At 54.5% G+C, this 18403-nt stretch carries 17 protein-coding genes; 7 read left to right on the top strand and 10 right to left on the bottom strand.

Annotated elements, in window-relative coordinates; genetic code table 11:
* Positions 1-41: 41 nt before the first annotated feature.
* From def to TH19_RS01990, 3 genes are all read right to left on the bottom strand, one after another.
* Positions 42-560 (bottom strand): peptide deformylase, encoded by a 519-nt coding sequence (gene def / locus TH19_RS02000; RefSeq protein ID WP_114100630.1) that lies wholly within the window; start codon positions 558-560, stop codon positions 42-44.
* Between the two features lie 151 nt (positions 561-711).
* Positions 712-2232, bottom strand: coding sequence for a DNA recombination protein RmuC (locus TH19_RS01995; protein WP_114100629.1), 1521 nt, complete (start codon positions 2230-2232; stop codon positions 712-714).
* Positions 2233-2345: 113 nt separating this feature from the next.
* Positions 2346-3137 (bottom strand): glutamate racemase, encoded by a 792-nt coding sequence (locus TH19_RS01990; protein ID WP_114100628.1) that lies wholly within the window; start codon positions 3135-3137, stop codon positions 2346-2348.
* A 474-nt stretch (positions 3138-3611) separates the two neighbouring features.
* Here TH19_RS01990 and acs point away from each other — a divergent pair, with 474 nt between their 5' ends.
* Positions 3612-5555: an acetate--CoA ligase gene (gene acs / locus TH19_RS01980; protein WP_114100626.1), complete on the top strand. Its 1944-nt coding sequence runs from the start codon at positions 3612-3614 to the stop codon at positions 5553-5555.
* Between the two features lie 117 nt (positions 5556-5672).
* Here acs and TH19_RS01975 read toward each other — a convergent pair whose 3' ends face one another.
* A complete protein-coding gene (locus TH19_RS01975; protein ID WP_114100625.1) occupies positions 5673-6608 on the bottom strand; it encodes a LysR family transcriptional regulator in 936 nt (311 codons plus the stop codon).
* A 99-nt stretch (positions 6609-6707) separates the two neighbouring features.
* Between TH19_RS01975 and TH19_RS01970 the strand changes: the two genes are divergently transcribed.
* From TH19_RS01970 to TH19_RS01955, 4 genes are all read left to right on the top strand, one after another.
* Positions 6708-7031: a nuclear transport factor 2 family protein gene (locus TH19_RS01970; RefSeq protein WP_258547782.1), complete on the top strand. Its 324-nt coding sequence runs from the start codon at positions 6708-6710 to the stop codon at positions 7029-7031.
* Positions 7031-7810 (top strand): SDR family oxidoreductase, encoded by a 780-nt coding sequence (locus TH19_RS01965; protein WP_114100624.1) that lies wholly within the window; start codon positions 7031-7033, stop codon positions 7808-7810. Before TH19_RS01970 ends, TH19_RS01965 begins: the two co-directional genes overlap by 1 nt.
* Before the next feature lie 331 nt (positions 7811-8141).
* Positions 8142-9632 (top strand): SulP family inorganic anion transporter, encoded by a 1491-nt coding sequence (locus TH19_RS01960; protein WP_114100623.1) that lies wholly within the window; start codon positions 8142-8144, stop codon positions 9630-9632.
* Between the two features lie 34 nt (positions 9633-9666).
* The gene (locus TH19_RS01955) at positions 9667-10521 is read left to right on the top strand and encodes a universal stress protein (protein ID WP_114100622.1); all 855 of its coding nucleotides are present in this window, start codon (positions 9667-9669) and stop codon (positions 10519-10521) included.
* Between the two features lie 277 nt (positions 10522-10798).
* Here TH19_RS01955 and TH19_RS01950 read toward each other — a convergent pair whose 3' ends face one another.
* From TH19_RS01950 to TH19_RS01925, 6 genes are all read right to left on the bottom strand, one after another.
* On the bottom strand, positions 10799-11785 hold the full coding sequence (locus TH19_RS01950; RefSeq protein ID WP_181846268.1) for a helix-turn-helix transcriptional regulator: 987 nt from the start codon (positions 11783-11785) through the stop codon (positions 10799-10801).
* Between the two features lie 266 nt (positions 11786-12051).
* Positions 12052-12648, bottom strand: coding sequence for a hypothetical protein (locus TH19_RS01945; protein ID WP_114100620.1), 597 nt, complete (start codon positions 12646-12648; stop codon positions 12052-12054).
* A 166-nt stretch (positions 12649-12814) separates the two neighbouring features.
* Positions 12815-13774 (bottom strand): Hsp33 family molecular chaperone HslO, encoded by a 960-nt coding sequence (gene hslO, locus TH19_RS01940; protein WP_114100619.1) that lies wholly within the window; start codon positions 13772-13774, stop codon positions 12815-12817.
* Positions 13775-13922: 148 nt separating this feature from the next.
* Entirely contained in the window at positions 13923-14840 is a 918-nt protein-coding gene (gene argF / locus TH19_RS01935; protein WP_114100618.1) for an ornithine carbamoyltransferase, read from the bottom strand.
* 24 nt (positions 14841-14864) lie between these two features.
* Complete coding sequence (locus tag TH19_RS01930) at positions 14865-16022, bottom strand: aspartate aminotransferase family protein (RefSeq protein ID WP_114100617.1); 1158 nt, start codon at positions 16020-16022, stop codon at positions 14865-14867.
* Between the two features lie 246 nt (positions 16023-16268).
* Entirely contained in the window at positions 16269-17063 is a 795-nt protein-coding gene (locus TH19_RS01925; RefSeq protein ID WP_114100616.1) for an ABC transporter permease, read from the bottom strand.
* 94 nt (positions 17064-17157) lie between these two features.
* On the opposite strand from TH19_RS01925, the gene TH19_RS01920 reads away from it, so the two are divergent.
* On the top strand, positions 17158-17865 hold the full coding sequence (locus TH19_RS01920; protein WP_114100615.1) for a regulatory protein RecX: 708 nt from the start codon (positions 17158-17160) through the stop codon (positions 17863-17865).
* Positions 17866-17924: 59 nt separating this feature from the next.
* Positions 17925-18257, top strand: coding sequence for an arsenate reductase (glutaredoxin) (arsC, locus tag TH19_RS01915; protein ID WP_114100775.1), 333 nt, complete (start codon positions 17925-17927; stop codon positions 18255-18257).
* Positions 18258-18403 lie beyond the last annotated feature (146 nt).

Genomic DNA, 18403 nt, shown 5'->3' with positions numbered 1-18403 from the left:
CGGTTGCCCGACCCTTTGAGCGTCCATCATCGCCAATGCGATCAGGCAGATTTCTTGGTTTTCTGAAGCTTCTGAACCTTTTTGAGGATCATGTTGCGCTTAAGCGCGCTCAGATAATCGGTGAACAGAACACCATCAAGGTGATCGATCTCGTGCTGGATGCAGGTCGCAAGCAATCCTTCGGCCTCGATCTCGTGTTCCTTGCCGTTTTCATCAAGGTAACGCACGCCAACCTCGGCCGGGCGTTCGACATCGGCATATTGTTCGGGGATCGAAAGACAGCCTTCCTGATACACCGACAGATCTTCGGATTCCCAGATGATCTCCGGGTTGATCAGTTTCATCGGTTCCGGCTTGTCCTTGTCATCGGATACATCCATGACAACAACGCGCTTCATCACACCAATCTGCGGCGCGGCAAGGCCAATGCCCGGCGCCGCGTACATGGTTTCAAGCATGTCATCAAGAAGGTCTCTGATCTCATCATTCACTTCTGCGACCGGCTCGCACTCCTTCTTAAGGCGCGGGTCTGGAACGATAAGGATTTCACGCAGGGCCATGGGTCTCTGATCCGGTTTCGAACAAGGTTCTATGTCTTAATATAGCGAATTTCGCGCTTCGAGATAAGGTTTCCCGTCGCCCAAGTCAAGAAAGCTGGGCCAATCGGGCCGGGTATCTGCCATGTGACGCATGGTTGATCCCCTTCATATCCTATTCCTCGGCGGCTTGATCCTCGCCCGCATTGTCTTCCGGCCCGGCCAGAAGTTCCATCTTGGTGATATCGCGCACGTGGGTTTCCGACGGTGCCGGTTCCTCGATCATGCGATCATCGGAAACGATGTGCTTTTCTTTAAGCTTTCTGGCCGAAACAAGCACCGATCCTTCAAGCGAACCAAGGGTCTTGTTGTAATTTTTGACCGTGCTTTCAAGCGACTTGCCCATCGACGAAAAGTTCTTGGCGAGCGTCCCAAGACGATCAAACAATTGCTGGCCGATCTCGCTGATATCGCGGGCGTTTTCGGCCAGGGCTTCCTGACGCCAGCCATATGCCACCGCCTTAAGCAATCCAAGAAGCGTCGTCGGCGTTGCCAGGATCACCCCGTCGCGGAAACTGTCCTCGATCAAACGCGGGTCGCGTTCAAGGGCGGCTGAAAAGAAGCTTTCACCCGGAAGAAACAGCACTACGAATTCCGGGCTGTCCACCGACTTCCAATAGGACTTTTTCGAAAGCTCCGAGATCACCTTGCGCACATTGCCGACATAGGTCGCCAGCAACGCTTCGCGGCGTTCATCGTCATATTTTTCGTCGATTGCTTCCAGATAGGCCGAAGTCGGCGCCTTGGCATCGACCACGATGTTTTTCCCGCCCGGCAGGTGAATGACCATGTCGGGTTTCTGGATGCCATCGTCAGTGTTGAAATGAACCTGCTCGTCAAAGTCACAATGCTTGACCATCCCGGCAAGTTCGACAATGCGCTTAAGCTGCAATTCGCCCCACTTGCCCGATACCGATGAACTCGAACGCAGTGCGGAACTTAGTGTCTGGGTTTCTTTTGAAAGCCGGGTCTGGGATTGCACAAGGGTCCCGACCTGTTCGCGCAATTCGCCATAGGCCTCCTTGCGGCTCTTTTCAAGTTCATTAACCTTGGTATCAAAGGCCTCAAGCCGTTCTTTGATGGGCTTCACAAGGCCATCAATTGCCTGCTGACGTTTTTCAAGATCGCCCTTGGCCCCTTCCTGAAGGCGCGAAAAGTTTTCCCGCGCCAGTTTCAGGAATTCATCGTTATTGACCTTAAGCGCATCGGACGACAGCGCCTTGAAACTATCCAGAAGCTTGGTCTTGGCATCTTCGAGCATCGCAAGCTTTTCGGCTGCGGCTTCGCGTTCTTTTTCAAGGGCGGTTTCAAGCTCCGATCCCTTTTCGCGCCATTGATCCAGAAGCGTGCGCAGCTCCTTCATCTCGGCTTCAAGGATCGGCACGCGGTTGGCCGTGGTTTCGGCAATGGCCCGTTTTTCCGAACTTTCCGCAAGCCGGTCGCGCGTGATTGCAAGTTCGCCGGCAAGATCACGCCGCGTTGCTTCGGTCTGTTCAAGCTGGGAGGCCAGCAAAGCCGTGCGCGACTCTGTTTCGGCATCGGCGGCATCCTTGATGCGTTTGATCATCAAAATGCAGAAAACCAGCGCCAGAACAGAGGCACCAAACGCGCCCGCGGCCAAAGAAATCGGATCCATTATCCCACCATTTCATTATCGTGTGGATTCTTTGTATCTGTTTTGTTCCACCAAATCCAGTCAGGAGGACCGCACATTTTTCTGCCGGTCCTCCCGATAACGCCCGACCTTGGTTAAAGGGTTACTTTCTCGATGCGCAGATCAACGCCGATCTGACCCAGCATCTTTTCAAATTCGGCGATTTCAAATCCCGGCGCCTCGGTGGCAATCGCATGGGTAATGCCACTGCCCATCGGCCCGATATCAAGGGCTGCAACAACCGAATCTGCCGGATCAAGGAACGTGCAATGCGGTGCGGCGGCTTCAAAATAGTCCCGCAACCACGGCAAATGCGTGCTTGAAAGGGTCAAAACATCGATATCCGGGTCACGTTGGAAAATCTCGTCAACCAGATGCTTGACCGATTGCGCCGTCTTTTCCCTGGCAAACAGGAAGTCACCATTTTCAACATGGTCAATGGCCCGCGATGCGTTGAAGCCGGAAACTTTTGCATGTCCGGCAAAGGGCGTGATGAAATCGGCAAACATCCGGCTTTCAATCAGGGACGCCACCCCCATCACCCCGACATGCCCGTTTTTGGAAGCTTCAATTGCTTCTGCGACCGGCGGTAAAACGCCGCTGATCGGAACGGGGCTTAGTTTGCGCACCTCTTCAAGCACCATGATCGATGGCGCGTTGGATGCAATCACGATGCCCGACGGGTCAAACTGTTCCAGCAACCCGATGGTCCGCATCATCACATGCGTCAGTTCGTCGGCATTTTTACGGCCATAGGGGAAGCTCGCCCGGTCGGCAAAATAGACAATATCCTTGTCCGGCCAAGTATCGCGAATCCGCGCAACAATGGAATAGCTTCCGATCCCCGCGTCAAAAACCGCGACAGGTGCATTCAGCTTGGATTTCATTTCAAACCTCGATTGTGGGGCAAATCGGTATTTGTTGTGTGATAACCGCGGCAAAGGCGATCATCAAAAAGATTTATCCCGACCCTAGCGAAAATTGCAAATAACCGCTATCTATCAATCACATATTAAGAATGCAGCCCGTCATTATACCCGTCGCCCGTACCCGCAAAACGCCCCACCACCGGTCACCACAAACCGGTACATTCCAAAGCAATCCGCCGATCTCGGCCGCGATTGCCCCCGTTCTAAAGTTGTATTCCCTGAATATCTTCTGCGCACTAGCATAGGGCACAAGCGACAGGATCATTTTGACCACCTGTATTCCGTTACGGAACAGGCAATTTCGGCAAAACCCGATCCCTGAACCGCACCGAGATACCGCGCAGGCATGACTGCCTTTTCCGACACACCGGAAAATTACGGGCATCTGTCTGTTGCATTACGAGACCACAGGAAACGAACAAGAGGCCACATATGTCTGCGAACGTTTATCCCGTCCCCGGCGACATCGCAAAGAATGCCCTGATCGACAAATCAAAATATGACGCCATGTATAAACAGTCGGTCGAGGACCCGGATGGCTTCTGGGGCGAACATGGCAAGCGCATTGACTGGATCAAGCCATTCAGCAAAGTCAAAAATGTCAGCTATGACGCCAAGGACCTCTATATCAAGTGGTACGAAGACGGCACGCTGAACGTCGCGGCCAACTGCCTTGACCGCCACCTTGAAAAGCGCGGCGATCAGACCGCCATCATCTTCGAAGGCGATGATCCGAACGTTTCCGAACACATCACCTATCGCGACCTGTACGAACGTACCTGCCGCTTTGCCAATGCGCTCAAATCCATGGGCGTGGGCAAAGGCGACCGCGTTGTCATCTATCTGCCGATGATCCCCGAAGCCGCTGTTTCCATGCTGGCCTGCGCACGTATCGGTGCGATCCATTCCATCGTCTTTGGCGGTTTCTCGCCCGAAGCACTGGCCGGTCGCGTTGAAGATTGCGGTGCCAAGGTCGTGATCACTTCCGACGAAGGTCTGCGTGGTGGCCGTGCGGTTCCGCTCAAACGCAATGCCGACGAAGCCCTGTCGCATCCGGGTGTCAAATCGGTCGAGAAAATGGTCGTTGTCAAACGCACCGGCAAGGATGTCGCCTGGAATGACACCCGCGACGTCTGGTATCACGAAGTCTGCGCCGCTGCGTCAACCGACTGCCCGCCGACCGAAGTCAACGCCGAAGACCCGCTGTTTGTTCTTTATACCTCGGGTTCGACCGGCAAGCCGAAAGGCGTTCTGCACACCTCTGGCGGCTACCTCGTCTATGCATCGATGACCCATCAGTATGTCTTTGATTATCACGAAGGCGATATTTACTGGTGCACGGCCGATGTGGGTTGGGTCACCGGTCACAGCTATATCGTTTATGGTCCGCTTGCCAATGGTGCGACCACGCTGATGTTCGAAGGTGTTCCAAGCTACCCGGATGCTTCGCGCTTCTGGCAGGTTTGTGAAAAGCACAAGGTCAATATCTTCTATACCGCACCGACCGCAATCCGTGCCCTGATGCGCGAAGGCGTTGATTGGGTCAACAAGGCCGATCTGTCGAGCTTGCGTGTCCTTGGTTCGGTTGGTGAACCGATCAACCCGGAAGCCTGGGAATGGTATCACGAGCATGTCGGCAAGCGTAATTGCCCGATTGTCGATACCTGGTGGCAAACCGAAACCGGCGGCATCCTGATCACGCCGCTTCCGGGTGCAACCGACCTGAAACCGGGTTCGGCGACGCTTCCGTTCTTTGGTATTCAGCCGGCCCTTCTGGATAACGAGGGCAAGGAACTGACCGGTGCGACCGATGGCAATCTTGTGATCAAGGATAGCTGGCCGGGGCAGATGCGCACGGTCTATGGCGATCATGAACGCTTCATCCAGACCTATTTCAGCACATTCGCCAATGTCTACACCACCGGGGACGGTGCCCGTCGTGATGATGACGGTTACTACTGGATTACCGGCCGCGTTGATGACGTGATCAACGTTTCCGGTCACCGTATGGGCACCGCCGAAGTCGAAAGCGCACTTGTCGCCCACGCCAAGGTTGCCGAGGCCGCCGTGGTTGGCGTTCCGCACGACATCAAGGGTCAGGGCATCTATGCCTATGTCACCCTGAATGCCGGCGAAGAACCGACCGAGGAGCTTCGTCTTGAACTGGTCAAATGGGTCCGCAAGGAAATCGGCCCGATCGCCAGCCCGGATTTCATCCAGTGGTCGCCGGGTCTGCCCAAAACCCGTTCAGGCAAAATCATGCGCCGCATCCTGCGCAAGATTGCCGCGAACGAATATGACCAGCTTGGCGATACCTCGACCCTTGCCGATCCGGGCGTGGTCGACGATCTGATCGAAAACCGTCAGAACCGCTAAGGTTACTTCGACAAGATACGTCGAACCTTGATCTGACTAATCCAAAAGCCCGTCGGTCCGCCGACGGGCTTTCTTGTTTCACGGACATCCGTAAATCACCAACAGGCGCACTGCCACTCACAGTTCGATTGGCGACACACCGTTTTTTTGCCCGGCACCCCGATGGCCAAGTTCGCGTGCAAGCGCAATAAAGGCCTTGTGCCCCGCCGACAGGTTGCGACGCCCGGGATAATAAAGACACAGCTCCGAAAGCGGGACGGTCCAATCCTCCAGAACACGAACAAGCTTGCCCGCATTGATATCGGCAAGAACATCGCGCTCCATAAAGCAGCCGACACCAACGCCTTCCAAAACAGCTGCCCGCGCCAGACTTGCTTCATCAAGGGTTACCGGTCCATCGACATCAATCTGGACCGCCTCACCGTTCTTTTCAAACCGCCACCGGAAAACGGACCCGTCCGGCAACCGGACCCGGACGCATTTGTGTTGCAAAAGATCGGGTGGAACCATCGGCTTTGCGTTGCATCTGAAATATTCGGGCGACGCAACAATCGCATATTTTTGCGCATTGCCGAGCGGCACGGCAATCATATCCGTCGGAACAAGATCCCTGATCCGCACGCCAAGATCAAAACCCTCCGCAACGATGTCGACCAACCGCCCCTCGGTCACCAGATCGACATGCATGTCCGGAAAACGTCGCAGATATTCGAACACAAGCGGCGAAATCACCTCGCGGGCTGCGAACGGGGCCGCATTGATGCGCAGGGTGCCAGTTGGGGTTTCACGCTGGGATCGCACAATTTCAAGTGCATCATGCATGTTCTGAAGAACCGGCCCCACCTGTTCGACAAACAATTTTCCCGCATCCGAAAGCGAAACACTGCGCGTTGTGCGATTGAACAATCTGACGCCAAGCCCCGCCTCAAGCTTGCCGATGGCATGACTGAGCGCGGTCGTCGAAACACCCATGTCAATCGCCGCTGCCCGAAACGTTCCCCGCCTGGAAATTGCCATCACAGCATCCAGATCGTTCAATACGATACGATCCATTATCCCGATCCATTCATCACTACATGAAGAATTATCCTGATTGTTGATACAATATTTCCGGATTATCTGTCGAACAATCAATCACCGATACGGAGACAGATGATGGATATGCCAAATGCCGTGAAAACCTATTTCAGTGCTGATCAAGGCCAAAACGCCGAACTTCTGACCGATATTTTCTCCTCGAACGCAATTGTCCATGACGAAGGCGAAAGCCATACCGGCACCGACGCAATACGCGCTTGGTGGCTGGCGGCCAAGGCAAAGTACAACCATGTCGCCGAACCGATTGAGGCAAACACAAATGGCGACAGGGTCACCGTGCGCGCCAAGGTCAGTGGCACCTTCCCCAACAACCCGGTCACACTCGATTATTTCTTCCACGTCAAAAACGGCAAGATCACCGAGATGGGTGTAGAATAATGACAGATTTTCTAAAGCTTACCGGGAAACGCGTCCTGATAACCGGCGGGACAAAAGGTGCAGGCGCTGCAACCTTCCAACTGTTCCGCGACCTTGGCGCAAATGTGATCACCACCGCACGTTCCCGCCCCGAAACCCTTCCCGAAGATGCGTTTATCGCCGCCGATCTGACAACCGATCAAGGCTGCATTTCAGTCGCCGAAGCAGCTCGGCAACGGCTTGGCGGGGTTGATATTATTGTTCACATGCTCGGCGGGTCATCTTCTCCTGCTGGCGGGTTTAGTGCGCTGTCAGATACGCACTGGCATCAGGAACTTGATTTGAACCTGTTTCCCGCGGTGCGTCTGGACCGGCTGCTTGTTCCTGACATGATCAAACAGGGGCATGGCGTGATCGTCCACGTAACATCAATTCAGCGCCAACTGCCGCTGCCGGAATCGACAACCGCCTATGCCGCGGCAAAGGCCGCCTTGTCGACATACAGCAAGGCACTTTCAAAGGAAGTCGCCCCCAAAGGCGTCCGCATCGTGCGCGTTTCGCCGGGCTGGATAGAAACAGAAGCCGCCGTGCACCTGACCGAGCGACTGGCAGCCCAAGCCGGGACTGACTATGCAGGCGGCAAAAAGATCATCATGGATTCTCTGGGTGGCATTCCGCTTGGTCGCCCTGCCAAACCCCAAGAAGTCGCCAACCTGATCGCCTTTGTAGCCTCAGACCGGGCCGGTGCAATCACCGGCACCGAATATGTGATTGATGGCGGTACGGTGCCGACAGCTTGACCCGTCAGATATCCGCTATCATCCCGTAGCTATATGTCGATAGACATCAACATAATGATCCCCGCATCAAACCCGCCGGTTATCCGGCGGGTTTTTTCGTATGCGGCCACATCGAAACGGCCCTATGCGTGCCCTGCGGTTGTGCAAAAACTTAAATTGGTATAGGTACAGCCTGCTGCGACGCAGCAACGAACAGGACGGTTTGGGGACCCCTGTCGCCGCAAAGACCGGCTGACGGGATAGATAGCCATCCTGATGACATTCCTGCTGATATTATTCCTGCCCGGGGGACAGCCTTGAGTTTGCGGGCATCTGGAAACGGAGACTTTCTGTGAATAGCGATTTTCTTCCGCGCTTGCGGGCTGAGTGGCTTGGCAACATTCGCGGTGACGTGCTTTCGGGCCTTGTCGTGGCCCTTGCCCTGATCCCCGAAGCCATTGCCTTTTCAATCATTGCCGGGGTTGATCCCAAGGTCGGGCTTTATGCCTCCTTCTCGATTGCCGTGATCACCGCGATCTTTGGCGGTCGTCCGGGTATGATTTCGGCGGCAACCGCGGCAACCGCTGTTCTGATGGGGTCGCTGGTCCGTGATCACGGGCTGGATTATCTGTTGGCGGCGACCATTCTTGCCGGTGTGATCCAGATGCTTGCCGGCGCCCTGCGTCTTGGCAATCTGATGCGCTTTGTTTCCAAATCCGTAATGACCGGCTTTGTAAATGCACTGGCAATCCTGATTTTCATGGCCCAGTTGCCTGAACTGATCGGGGTTTCAAACATGACCTATGTGATGGTCGCGGGCGGCCTTGCCATCATCTATCTGTTCCCGCGCATCACCAAAATCATCCCGTCGCCACTGGTGTGCATCATCGTTCTGACCGGTATTTCACTGTTTATGGATGCCGACCTGCGCACGGTGGGCGATATGGGCGCGCTGCCTGACGCCTTCCCGGCGATCTATTTGCCCGATGTGCCGCTGAACCTTGATACCTTGCTGATCATCCTGCCGTATTCGGCGGCGGTTGCGGCTGTGGGTCTGCTGGAAAGCCTGATGACCGCACAGATCGTTGATGATCTGACCGACACCACGTCGAACCGCACCCGTGAATGCTATGGTCAGGGAATCGCAAACTTCTTTACCGGCTTCATTGGGGGCATGGCCGGTTGTGCGATGATCGGCCAGTCGGTGATCAACGTGAAATCAGGCGGTCGTTGCCGTCTTTCGACTTTCCTTGCCGGTATCTTCCTGCTGATCCTGATCGTGGTTCTTGGTGATCTGGTCGCGATCATTCCGATGGCCGCCCTTGTCGCCATCATGGTCATGGTATCTATCGGCACATTTAGCTGGTCGTCGATCAAGAACCTGCGCGAACATCCGCGCAGCTCGTCGATTGTGATGCTCGCCACCGTCATTACGGTTGTCGGATCGCACAACCTGGCCATTGGCGTTCTGGTTGGCGTGTTGCTGTCGGGTATTTTCTTTGCCTGGAAAATCGCCCAGATTTTCCGCATCACCAGCACCCTTTCGGCTGACAACACCCATCGCACCTATGAAGTTCGCGGCCAGATTTTCTTTGCCTCGGTCGAAGATTTCACCAAGGCATTCGATTTCCGCGAAGCCCTTGATAAAGTGACAATTGATGTCAGCCACGCGCATATTTGGGACATTTCAAGTGTTGCTGCGCTTGATATGGTCGTACTCAAATTCCGCCGTGAAGGGGCCGAGGTTGAATTGATCGGTCTCAATGAAGCCAGCGAAACGATTGTCGATAAACTGGCCATCCACGACAAACCCGGCGCACTTGAACGCCTGATGGGCCACTAGGCGGAAAAGGGCCAATGGAAATGGGAAATGACCAATGACTCATCTGATCGCACTGATTGACGGTTCGGGTTATTCGCAAAGTGTATGTGACCTGACCCGCTGGGTGGCGGAGCGCACCGATGCATCTGTTGAACTGATGCATGTGCTGGGCCGTCGTTCGGTTGGCTCGGAACCGGCTGATCTGAGTGGTAATCTGAAACTCGGCGCGCGCACAGCCCTTCTCAAGGAACTGGCGGATCTTGACGAGCAGAAAAACAAGCTCGAGCTTAAACGCGGTCGCCTGTTGCTTGAAGATGCCAAGGCCGGTCTTGAAGAATCCGGTCTTGCCACTGTCAGCACCAAGCTGCGCCACGGTGACCTGATCGACAGCATCGCCGAATTTGAAGGTAACGCTGATCTGATCCTTGTTGGCAAACGCGGCGAAGCCGCCGATTTCGCCAAGCTGCACCTGGGTTCCAACCTTGAACGGGTGGTGCGTTCGGCCAACAAGCCGGTTCTGGTGGCATCCCGTGCATTCAAGCCGATCAACAAGTTCCTGATTGCCTTTGATGGCGGCGAAAGTGTCATGAAGGCCGTGCGTCACATCGCGGCGGGCAAACTGTTCACCGGCCTGCCCTGCATTCTTCTGTCGGTTGGCAAAGCCACCGATACCATGCAGGAAAAACTCGACGAGGCCGCCGCCATCCTGCGCAAGGCCGGGTATCAAGTCGATGCCGGCTTTGCATCGGGCGAACCCGAAGACGTGATCAAATCCAAAATCGAAGCCGACAATATCGATCTTCTGGTCATGGGGGCCTATGGCCATTCGCGCATCCGCAACCTGATCATTGGCAGCACCACCACCGAAATGGTCCGGTCCTGCCATGTCCCGGTAATGATGTTCAGATAATCCAGCGACATCACATCTGTTTTGATTGCCCCCGAGCATCCCGATGTTCGGGGGTTTTCTTTTATAAAAAGGCCCCGATGAAAGAAATTCACCGGGGCGACAAGACACCGCGAAAACTGGAAAAATCCGGCGTCATGAGTGAGAGATATCTGACAGTCGACAGGTGGATGAACTGTCGTTTGGTTGCTGTCATCGCGGAACTTAACCCAAACACGTGATGCAGGGTGTCTCTTCGCTTGCGCATTTGTCTCATCGGTAATTTTCTTGGGAAATAGGTCTAAATTAGACGTTCAACCAGGCTTTGTCGGAAATCAGATGGCGAATATCCGGTAATATCACGAAATGCCCGTGTAAAAGATGCCGCTGACTGATAGCCTACCATAAAGGCAACCTGCTTGATCGGACGGCCTGGATCATCGCGCAAAATATCCGATGCCCGGGCGATACGTTGTGACCGGATCATATCGCCAATACTAAGCTGTTCCTGCTCAAACAATCGATAAAGATGCGCCCGTGAAACGCCAAGTGCCTGTGCGACATCATCGGCCGTTAAGCTCACATTGGAAATATTAAGCGTGATGTAGCGGCTTGCGGCCTCAAAACAGGCCGCGGCGGTAAGATCACCTGCATTTTCCACAAGTTGCGCGTTCTGGCTTGCCATCACGCCAAGCACAAGATCGGTTGCCGCCTTGGTCGCGATCATTGCTCCATTGGCATCAAGCTGATCACCGTGAAGCGCCATCGATTGCAGATGGCTTTGCAACATACGTGTCAGGCCATCTTCGGGGACGCTGTAAACACCGCGCGCCAGCATCCCCGCACCGATGCCAAGCGCCGCTTCTATATGCGTGCGTTCAAGCGTCAGATAAACATGCGAAAAGCCGTCGCTGCGCGATTTTTCAAGCTCGACACCGTTCACAATAGTAAGGCCGCTGGATGCCCGGACACGAATACGATCATCGTTCCGCGTGGTGAACAACATCTCGCCGGCGACCGGCACGCTGACAATCACCAGATCACTTTCCGGTTTGCCGTAACCGACAATATTGGCATCACTTGTCGCATAACCGAATTCGACACCCGTCGGATCGGCATAACGCATTAATGATGCCCGGTAATCCTTGGCACCTTCGGCATCTGCGGCATCAATTTCGATCCGACCATGCAAACTGCGCCAGTATTCCAAACGTTGATCGGGTCGCAGATGTTGTGTCGACACGTGAAGAAACACGTCTTTTGCCGCGGTTTCTTCTTTTTTGGGCATATCAGGCCGTTTCATTGGGGCGGATGCTCGGTCCGCCGGTATGTCATATCCCAGGAAAGCACCCGATTTTTGTTTTTGTCGTTTCCAGACTCCGGGTACGCATAGCTTAACGGGTATAGCTACGGATTGATAAGTTTAAATCTGTGAAATCATTCATATTTTTGGAATTTTTCCACATTACGGAACAAAAAAGGCCCCCGAACCAGTGTTAACCGGGGGCCTTTGGCAATGATCAAATTGCGCCCGACGGGCGCACAATACCGGGATTAATGCAGGATAAAACGCCCCAGATTGGCGTTGATCTGACGTTCCAGTTCACGGTCCAAATCCATCAGCAATGCCGCAGTAGCGTCATAGATTGCCTGTTCACGTTCATCGACCGACATCGATTCTGCAAGGGTACGCGACCGTGCGGCCATTGCCTGTACTTCACCTTTCTGAACGCCGTTGGCATCCATCAGTTCAAGCTTGGCTGCGACTTTCAGTTCGATCTTGTCGGACTGGTCATCGGTAAAGACACCCTTGATACCCTTGGTGGTTTTAAGCGCATTTGACGTGATCGATGCTTCGGTCACGGAATAGCGCAGCATGTCGCTTGTCCCCGCGGTCTGAAGCCGATCATCAGGCCAGTTCATTGCCATTTTGCCAAGGCTGAACGGCAGGGTCGATGCAATCGATCCGGCTTCGTTGCTGTTCCAGGCAGCAACCTTTTCAATCGGACCGGCGGCAAAAACAATCGGGCTCAGATGTCGCCATGTCACATCGGGGTAATTTGCCACCGGCGCGCTGGTACAGGCCGCCATAAGGGCAAGTGCCGCACCCGCAACCACGGTACGCAGACCATTGATGGACAATAGCTTCATAGTTCAAACTCCCCTGCCTTTTAACGGTTGGCAAAAACAAGATGCAAAGCGCCATAAGAAAACGCCACCACAGCGCTTATAGCCATGGTGACGTTGCAAGATGATTAAGGCAAGGCTATGACGGCCTAGTGCCCTGTAATTTCACGATATGACAAACCATCGGGCATTATGCCGACGGTACATCCCCGGCCTTGAGGGTGCGAAGGTCTGCCTCGTTAAAGCCGTATCGCGTATTGCAGAACTGGCACGATACGCCAACCTCGCCAGTATCGTCTTCGCGCATCGACAGAAGCTCTTCGAGCGGATAGGTCACAAGCGCGCCTTCGATCTTCTCGCGCGAACAACGGCATTTGAACTGCAAGGTTGCCTGCTCAAACACACGCGGTTCCTCGTCATGGAACAGACGCCAGATCAGGTCATTGGCCGAAAGCGAGATATCAACAAGCTCGTTTTCGGTCGCACTGGCCATCAGAATGGTCGAACGGTTCCAGTCTTCGACGATCTTTTCGGCTTCTTCCGGGGTTGCGGCATCGCCCGAGGCACTTGCCGGCATTTTCTGAAGGAAAAGACCACCAACCCACCAGTCCGTACCTGTTTCACCGCGATGAACTTCAAGTTTGAAGGCGGTTTCAAGCTGTTCGGACTGACGGAAATAGGATTCTGCACATTCCGCAAGGGTCTCGCCTTCAAGCGATACAATCCCCTGATAACGTTCATGGTCGTCGCCCTGATCGACGGTAAAGGCGATATGCCCGCGCCCCATCAGTTTCAGAACCTTGCCACGCAGCGCGTCTTCGCCACCTTCTTCGGCCGCGATCATCGCATTCAGGCGTTCTTCATCAACCCGAAGGCAGGCACGCACATTGCCGTCACTGTCGACATCGACCACCAGCATGCTGATCGGACCGTCCGAGCTGGTCTGAAGGGTAAACAGGCCTTCATATTTCAGCGACGATGACAGCAACACAGCCAAACCAATGATCTCGCCCAACAGATGGTTGGCAAGCGGCGGGTAATTGTGCTGACCGATAATGGTCTGCACCGTCGGTCCAAGGCGCACAAAGCGGCCACGGATATTGGAATGATCCAGCGTAAAGGGCTGGCAAAAATCGACTGCGATCTGCATGTTCGGTTTCCGGTGGTTAGATGTTTGGGGCCGTATAACAAGTCAAACCCCTGATTGTCGAGGTGGTTTAAAACGACCGCCTGACAGCATAACAAAGGGCGGCCAAAGCCGCCCTTCAATTTCGATATGCCTTATTTAGTCACAAGACTTAAGATGGCAAGCCGTTAAAGCAGTATAGCAGAACCCCTTTCTGCGCATGCAGGCGGTTCTCGGCCTCGTCAAAGACCACAGACTGCGGACCATCAATCACCTCGTCGGTGACTTCTTCATTGCGATGTGCCGGCAGGCAATGCATGAAGATCGCGTCATCCTTGGCCTGTGCCATGGTCTTGGCATTGACCTGATAGGGTGCAAGCGCCTCCATACGGGCGTCCGCATCATCATCGCCCATCGAGACCCAGCAATCGGTCACAACCACATCGGCCCCTTCAAGGGCGCTGTCCATATCGGTCATGCGCACCTTTCCGCCTTCGGCATTGGCGGTTTCAATCAGGCCCTGATTGGGGCGATACCCGACCGGGCAGGCCAGATCAAGCGAGAAGCCGAATTTCGGCGACGCATGAATGAACGATGCCGAAACATTGTTGCCATCACCAACCCAGGCGAATTTAAGCCCTTCGAGCGTGCCTTTATGTTCCTTGATGGTCATAAGGTCCGCCATGATCTGGCACGGGTGGCTTTGATCGGTCAGGCCGTTGATCACCGGAACCGTGGCATATTTCGCCAGTTCAAGCAGTTTGGACTCATCGGTCGTACGGATCATGATCGCATCAACAAAGCGCGACAAAACGCGTGCGGTATCGGCAATGGTTTCACCGCGGCCAAGCTGGCTGCTGGCGGCATCAAGAATAACCACATCACCGCCAAGCTGGCGCATGCCGACTTCAAACGATACACGCGTACGGGTCGAGGGTTTTTCAAAGATCAGTGCAAGCGTCTTGCCCGCCAGCGGCTTGTCGCCAAACGGCGCCTTGCCTGCTTTCTCGGAATCGCCAAGAGCGAGAATATCATTCAATGTTCCCGACGGCAGTTTGTCGAGATCAAGGAAATGGCGAATATCAGTCATAGCTAAGTCTTCCTTCCTGCACCCTTATTTCGCCAGGGCTGCGGCTGCTGCTTCAATGGCAGCAAGCGCCTCGTTAACATGGGTTTTCGTGATGTTGAGTGGCGGCAACAGACGCACCACATTATCGCCCGCCGGAACCGTTAGAAGGTTAAGTTCGCGCAGTTTGGCGACAACATCGGTGTTGGTCGGCACGGTTTTCATGCCCAACAACAAACCCATGCCACGGATTTCCGCGATAAAGCCCGGATGTTTACGGGCAATGGCCGCAAGGCCGTCGCGGATCAATTGGCTCATGTCCAGAACATGGTCCATGAAGCCGGGTTTCAAAACTTCGTCAAGAACGGCATTGGCCGCCGCCATGGCAAGCGGGTTGCCGCCAAAGGTCGTGCCATGCATGCCCGCCGGAAGTGCCGCTGCGGCCTTTTCCGTGGCCAGAAGTGCGCCAACCGGGAACCCACCGCCAAGGCCCTTGGCCGAGGAAATTATATCCGGGGTCATGTCCGACCATTCATAGGCATAAAGCTTGCCGGTACGGCCAACGCCGGTCTGAACTTCGTCAAACATCACCAGCATGCCAAACTCGTCAGCCGCCTTGCGCACACCTTCAAGATAGCCTTCCGGCGCACGGCAAATGCCGCCTTCGCCCTGGATCGGCTCCAAAAGGATACCGCCGGTATTGGGCGTAATCGCATTGCGCAATTCATTAAGATTGCCATAAGCCACACGGTCAAAGCCCTCGGGCATCGGCCCGAAACCTTCGCGGTACTTGTCGCTATAACCAGCGGTCAGCGTACCAAGGGTCCGGCCATGGAATGCATTGGTCGCGACCAGAATACGGTTCTTTTCCGGGTTGCCCGACACATGCTGATAGCGGCGCAGCATCTTGATGCCGGCCTCGTTGGCCTCGGCACCCGAGTTACAGAAGAAAACCGTATCGGCAAAGCTGTTGGCAACCAGACGTTCCGCAAGCTTTTCCTGCCCCGGAATCCGGTACAGGTTCGAGGTATGCCAAAGCTTGCCAACCTGTTCGGTCAGCTTGGCAACCAGATGCGGATGCGAATGGCCAAGGGTATTAACCGCAATACCCGACCCGAAATCGAGGAATCGTCGGCCGTCCTGCGCATAGAGATAAGGTCCTTCACCTTTCTCAAAGGCCAAATCGGCCCGCGCATAGGTCGGCATGACGGGAGTAATCACTTCTTTATTCCTCAAATTAGGGTAAAAATCGGTTTGTTGACCAGTTGGTCAACTCCGGCAGAATACCGGGAAGCCGGGGAGTATCAAGAGATTCCTTACCCCTGTCAACGTCCCAAAAACCCCTTAGATGCGGCTTTTGTAAATCGTAACCAAAATGAAAAAGGACAGCATCCACTTTTGGAGGCTGTCCTTTTGATGTTTTTTTGCTCAAAGCGGCTAGGAGGCAGATGTTTATGCCTTCAGTTTATAGCCGCTTTTGATCATCCGATAGCACAGCACCCACAGAACCGCATTGACCACCGCAAGCACGATGACGCCGGTCATGATCGTGCCATCCGAAATCCCGGTAAAGCCATAACGGAACCCGTCAATCATGTAGAAGAACGGGTTGAAATGAACCAGAATCTTGCCGGCTTCGGGCAGGTTTTCGGCACTGTAAAAAGTCCCCGACAGGAACGAAAGCGGCGTGACGACAAAGTTGGTCACAACCGCGATATGGTCAAATTTCTCGGCCCAGACACCACCGGCAATCCCCAAAAGAGCCAGCATCAGCGATGCCGAAATCCCGAAATACAGGATCGCCCAAAGGTTATGGATGCTGACATCAACAAACAGCGCCATGCCAATCGCGGTCGCAAGACCAACCACGATCCCGCGAGTTACCGCGCCAAAGGCAAAACCGGCCACCATTTCACCGGCGGATAACGGCGGCATCAGGACATCGACAATATTGCCCTGAACCTTTGAAATCATGATCGAGCTTGACGTATTGGCAAATGCGTTCTGCGCCATGGTCATCATGATCAGACCCGGTGCAAGGAAGGTGGCGAACGGAATACCGTTTACGGTTTCAACCGCGCGGCCAAGGGCCAGCAAAAAGACTGCCAGAAACAGCAGACTGGTAATAACCGGCGCACCAACGGTTTGCAGATGAACATTCAGGAACCGGCGGACTTCTTTGGCATAAAGTGTCCAAAGACCAAGCCAGTTGACCGCGCCCATCTGACGTGGGGCTAATTCCTTCATAGAATTTCCTTCGGAAAAATGCAGACAATTGCGCGTAAAATAGGGAGAGTGGGGGCATTCTTGCAAGGGTGCGTATTCATTCATTTTGGCTGATATGGTCGATAAACAGCATCAAAGCCCGGAAACACTGGCCTCTGGCACCGATACAAAACCTGTCGGGAACGTCCGTTTCACCAGTTTTGGGAGTAAAAATGCCAAAGACAAAAAGCGCGAACCCAAACGTCCGCGCAAAGTCACCCGTGACTATCTGATGAATTATGCCACCTGGTATCTTGAACGGTTTGCCGCATCCCGTGCCCGGCTGGAAAAGCTGATGCGCGGCAAAATTCGTCTTTCGGTTGCCGAATATGGCACCGACCCGGACGAAGCCGTTGCCTGGATGAACGCGGTTCTGTCGACCTGCGAAAAGGCCGGTTTCATCAATGATGATGCCTATGCTCGTGGCCGCGCCAGATCACTGTTGCGCAAGGGCAAAGCCATGCGCGTGATTGCCGCCGACCTGTCGGCACGCGGTATTGCATCCGATCAGATTGATGATGCCATCCGCGATCTTCGCGCCGAGGCCGATCAGGCCGCCTATGAGGAAGTCCGCGGCACCGATCCCAACATTGCCGCGGCAGCGGCCTATGCCCGACGTCGCCGCCTTGGCCCCTGGCGCAGGCCCGATATCCGCGACGAAAAGCGCGACAAGGATATGGCGGCCCTTGCCCGGCAGGGATTTGGCTATGACACCGCCACCCGCATCATCAATAGTGACCTTGAAGAACTCAATGATCTGCTTTCGATGATCGACGGGATTTGATCGCAACGACAAAGCTGTTTATGACTGGGGCAAACATCCCCGATACGGAGAACCCCGAAATGGTCCGCATCTATCACAATCCGCGCTGCTCCAAATCGCGCCAGACCCTTGCCCTGATCGAGGAAAAGGGGATTACGCCCGAAATCATCACCTATTTTGATACCCCGCCAAGCCCGCAAGAACTTGGCGATATCCTCGCCAAACTTGGTCTGAATGCCGAAGATATCGTGCGCAAAAAAGAGGCCCGCGAAGAAGGCATTGCCGATCTGACCGGCACCGCTTTGATCGAAGCCCTGTGCGCCCATCCGCGTGCGATTGAACGCCCGATCGTGATCAATGGCGACAAGGCCGTTCTGGGCCGCCCGCCGGAAAATGTTCTTGATATCCTCTAGAACCTAGACCGTTGAAAACATCCCGAATTCAAACGCCTGTGCCCGTCCGGCACGGGCGTTTTTCGTAATTAATAAAAGTCGAACGTCCTCACAGGCATTATGTGTTGTCCACAAGACAAATCAAAAACACCTGTGGGGAGGTCGTT

Origin of the sequence: Thalassospira profundimaris (genome assembly GCF_003326675.1) — a bacterium.
In the GTDB taxonomy this organism is placed as follows: Bacteria; Pseudomonadota; Alphaproteobacteria; order Rhodospirillales; family Thalassospiraceae; genus Thalassospira; species Thalassospira aquimaris.
The sequence above is the reverse complement of the archived record's forward strand: the minus strand, read 5'-3'. Positions and strand labels throughout refer to the sequence as shown.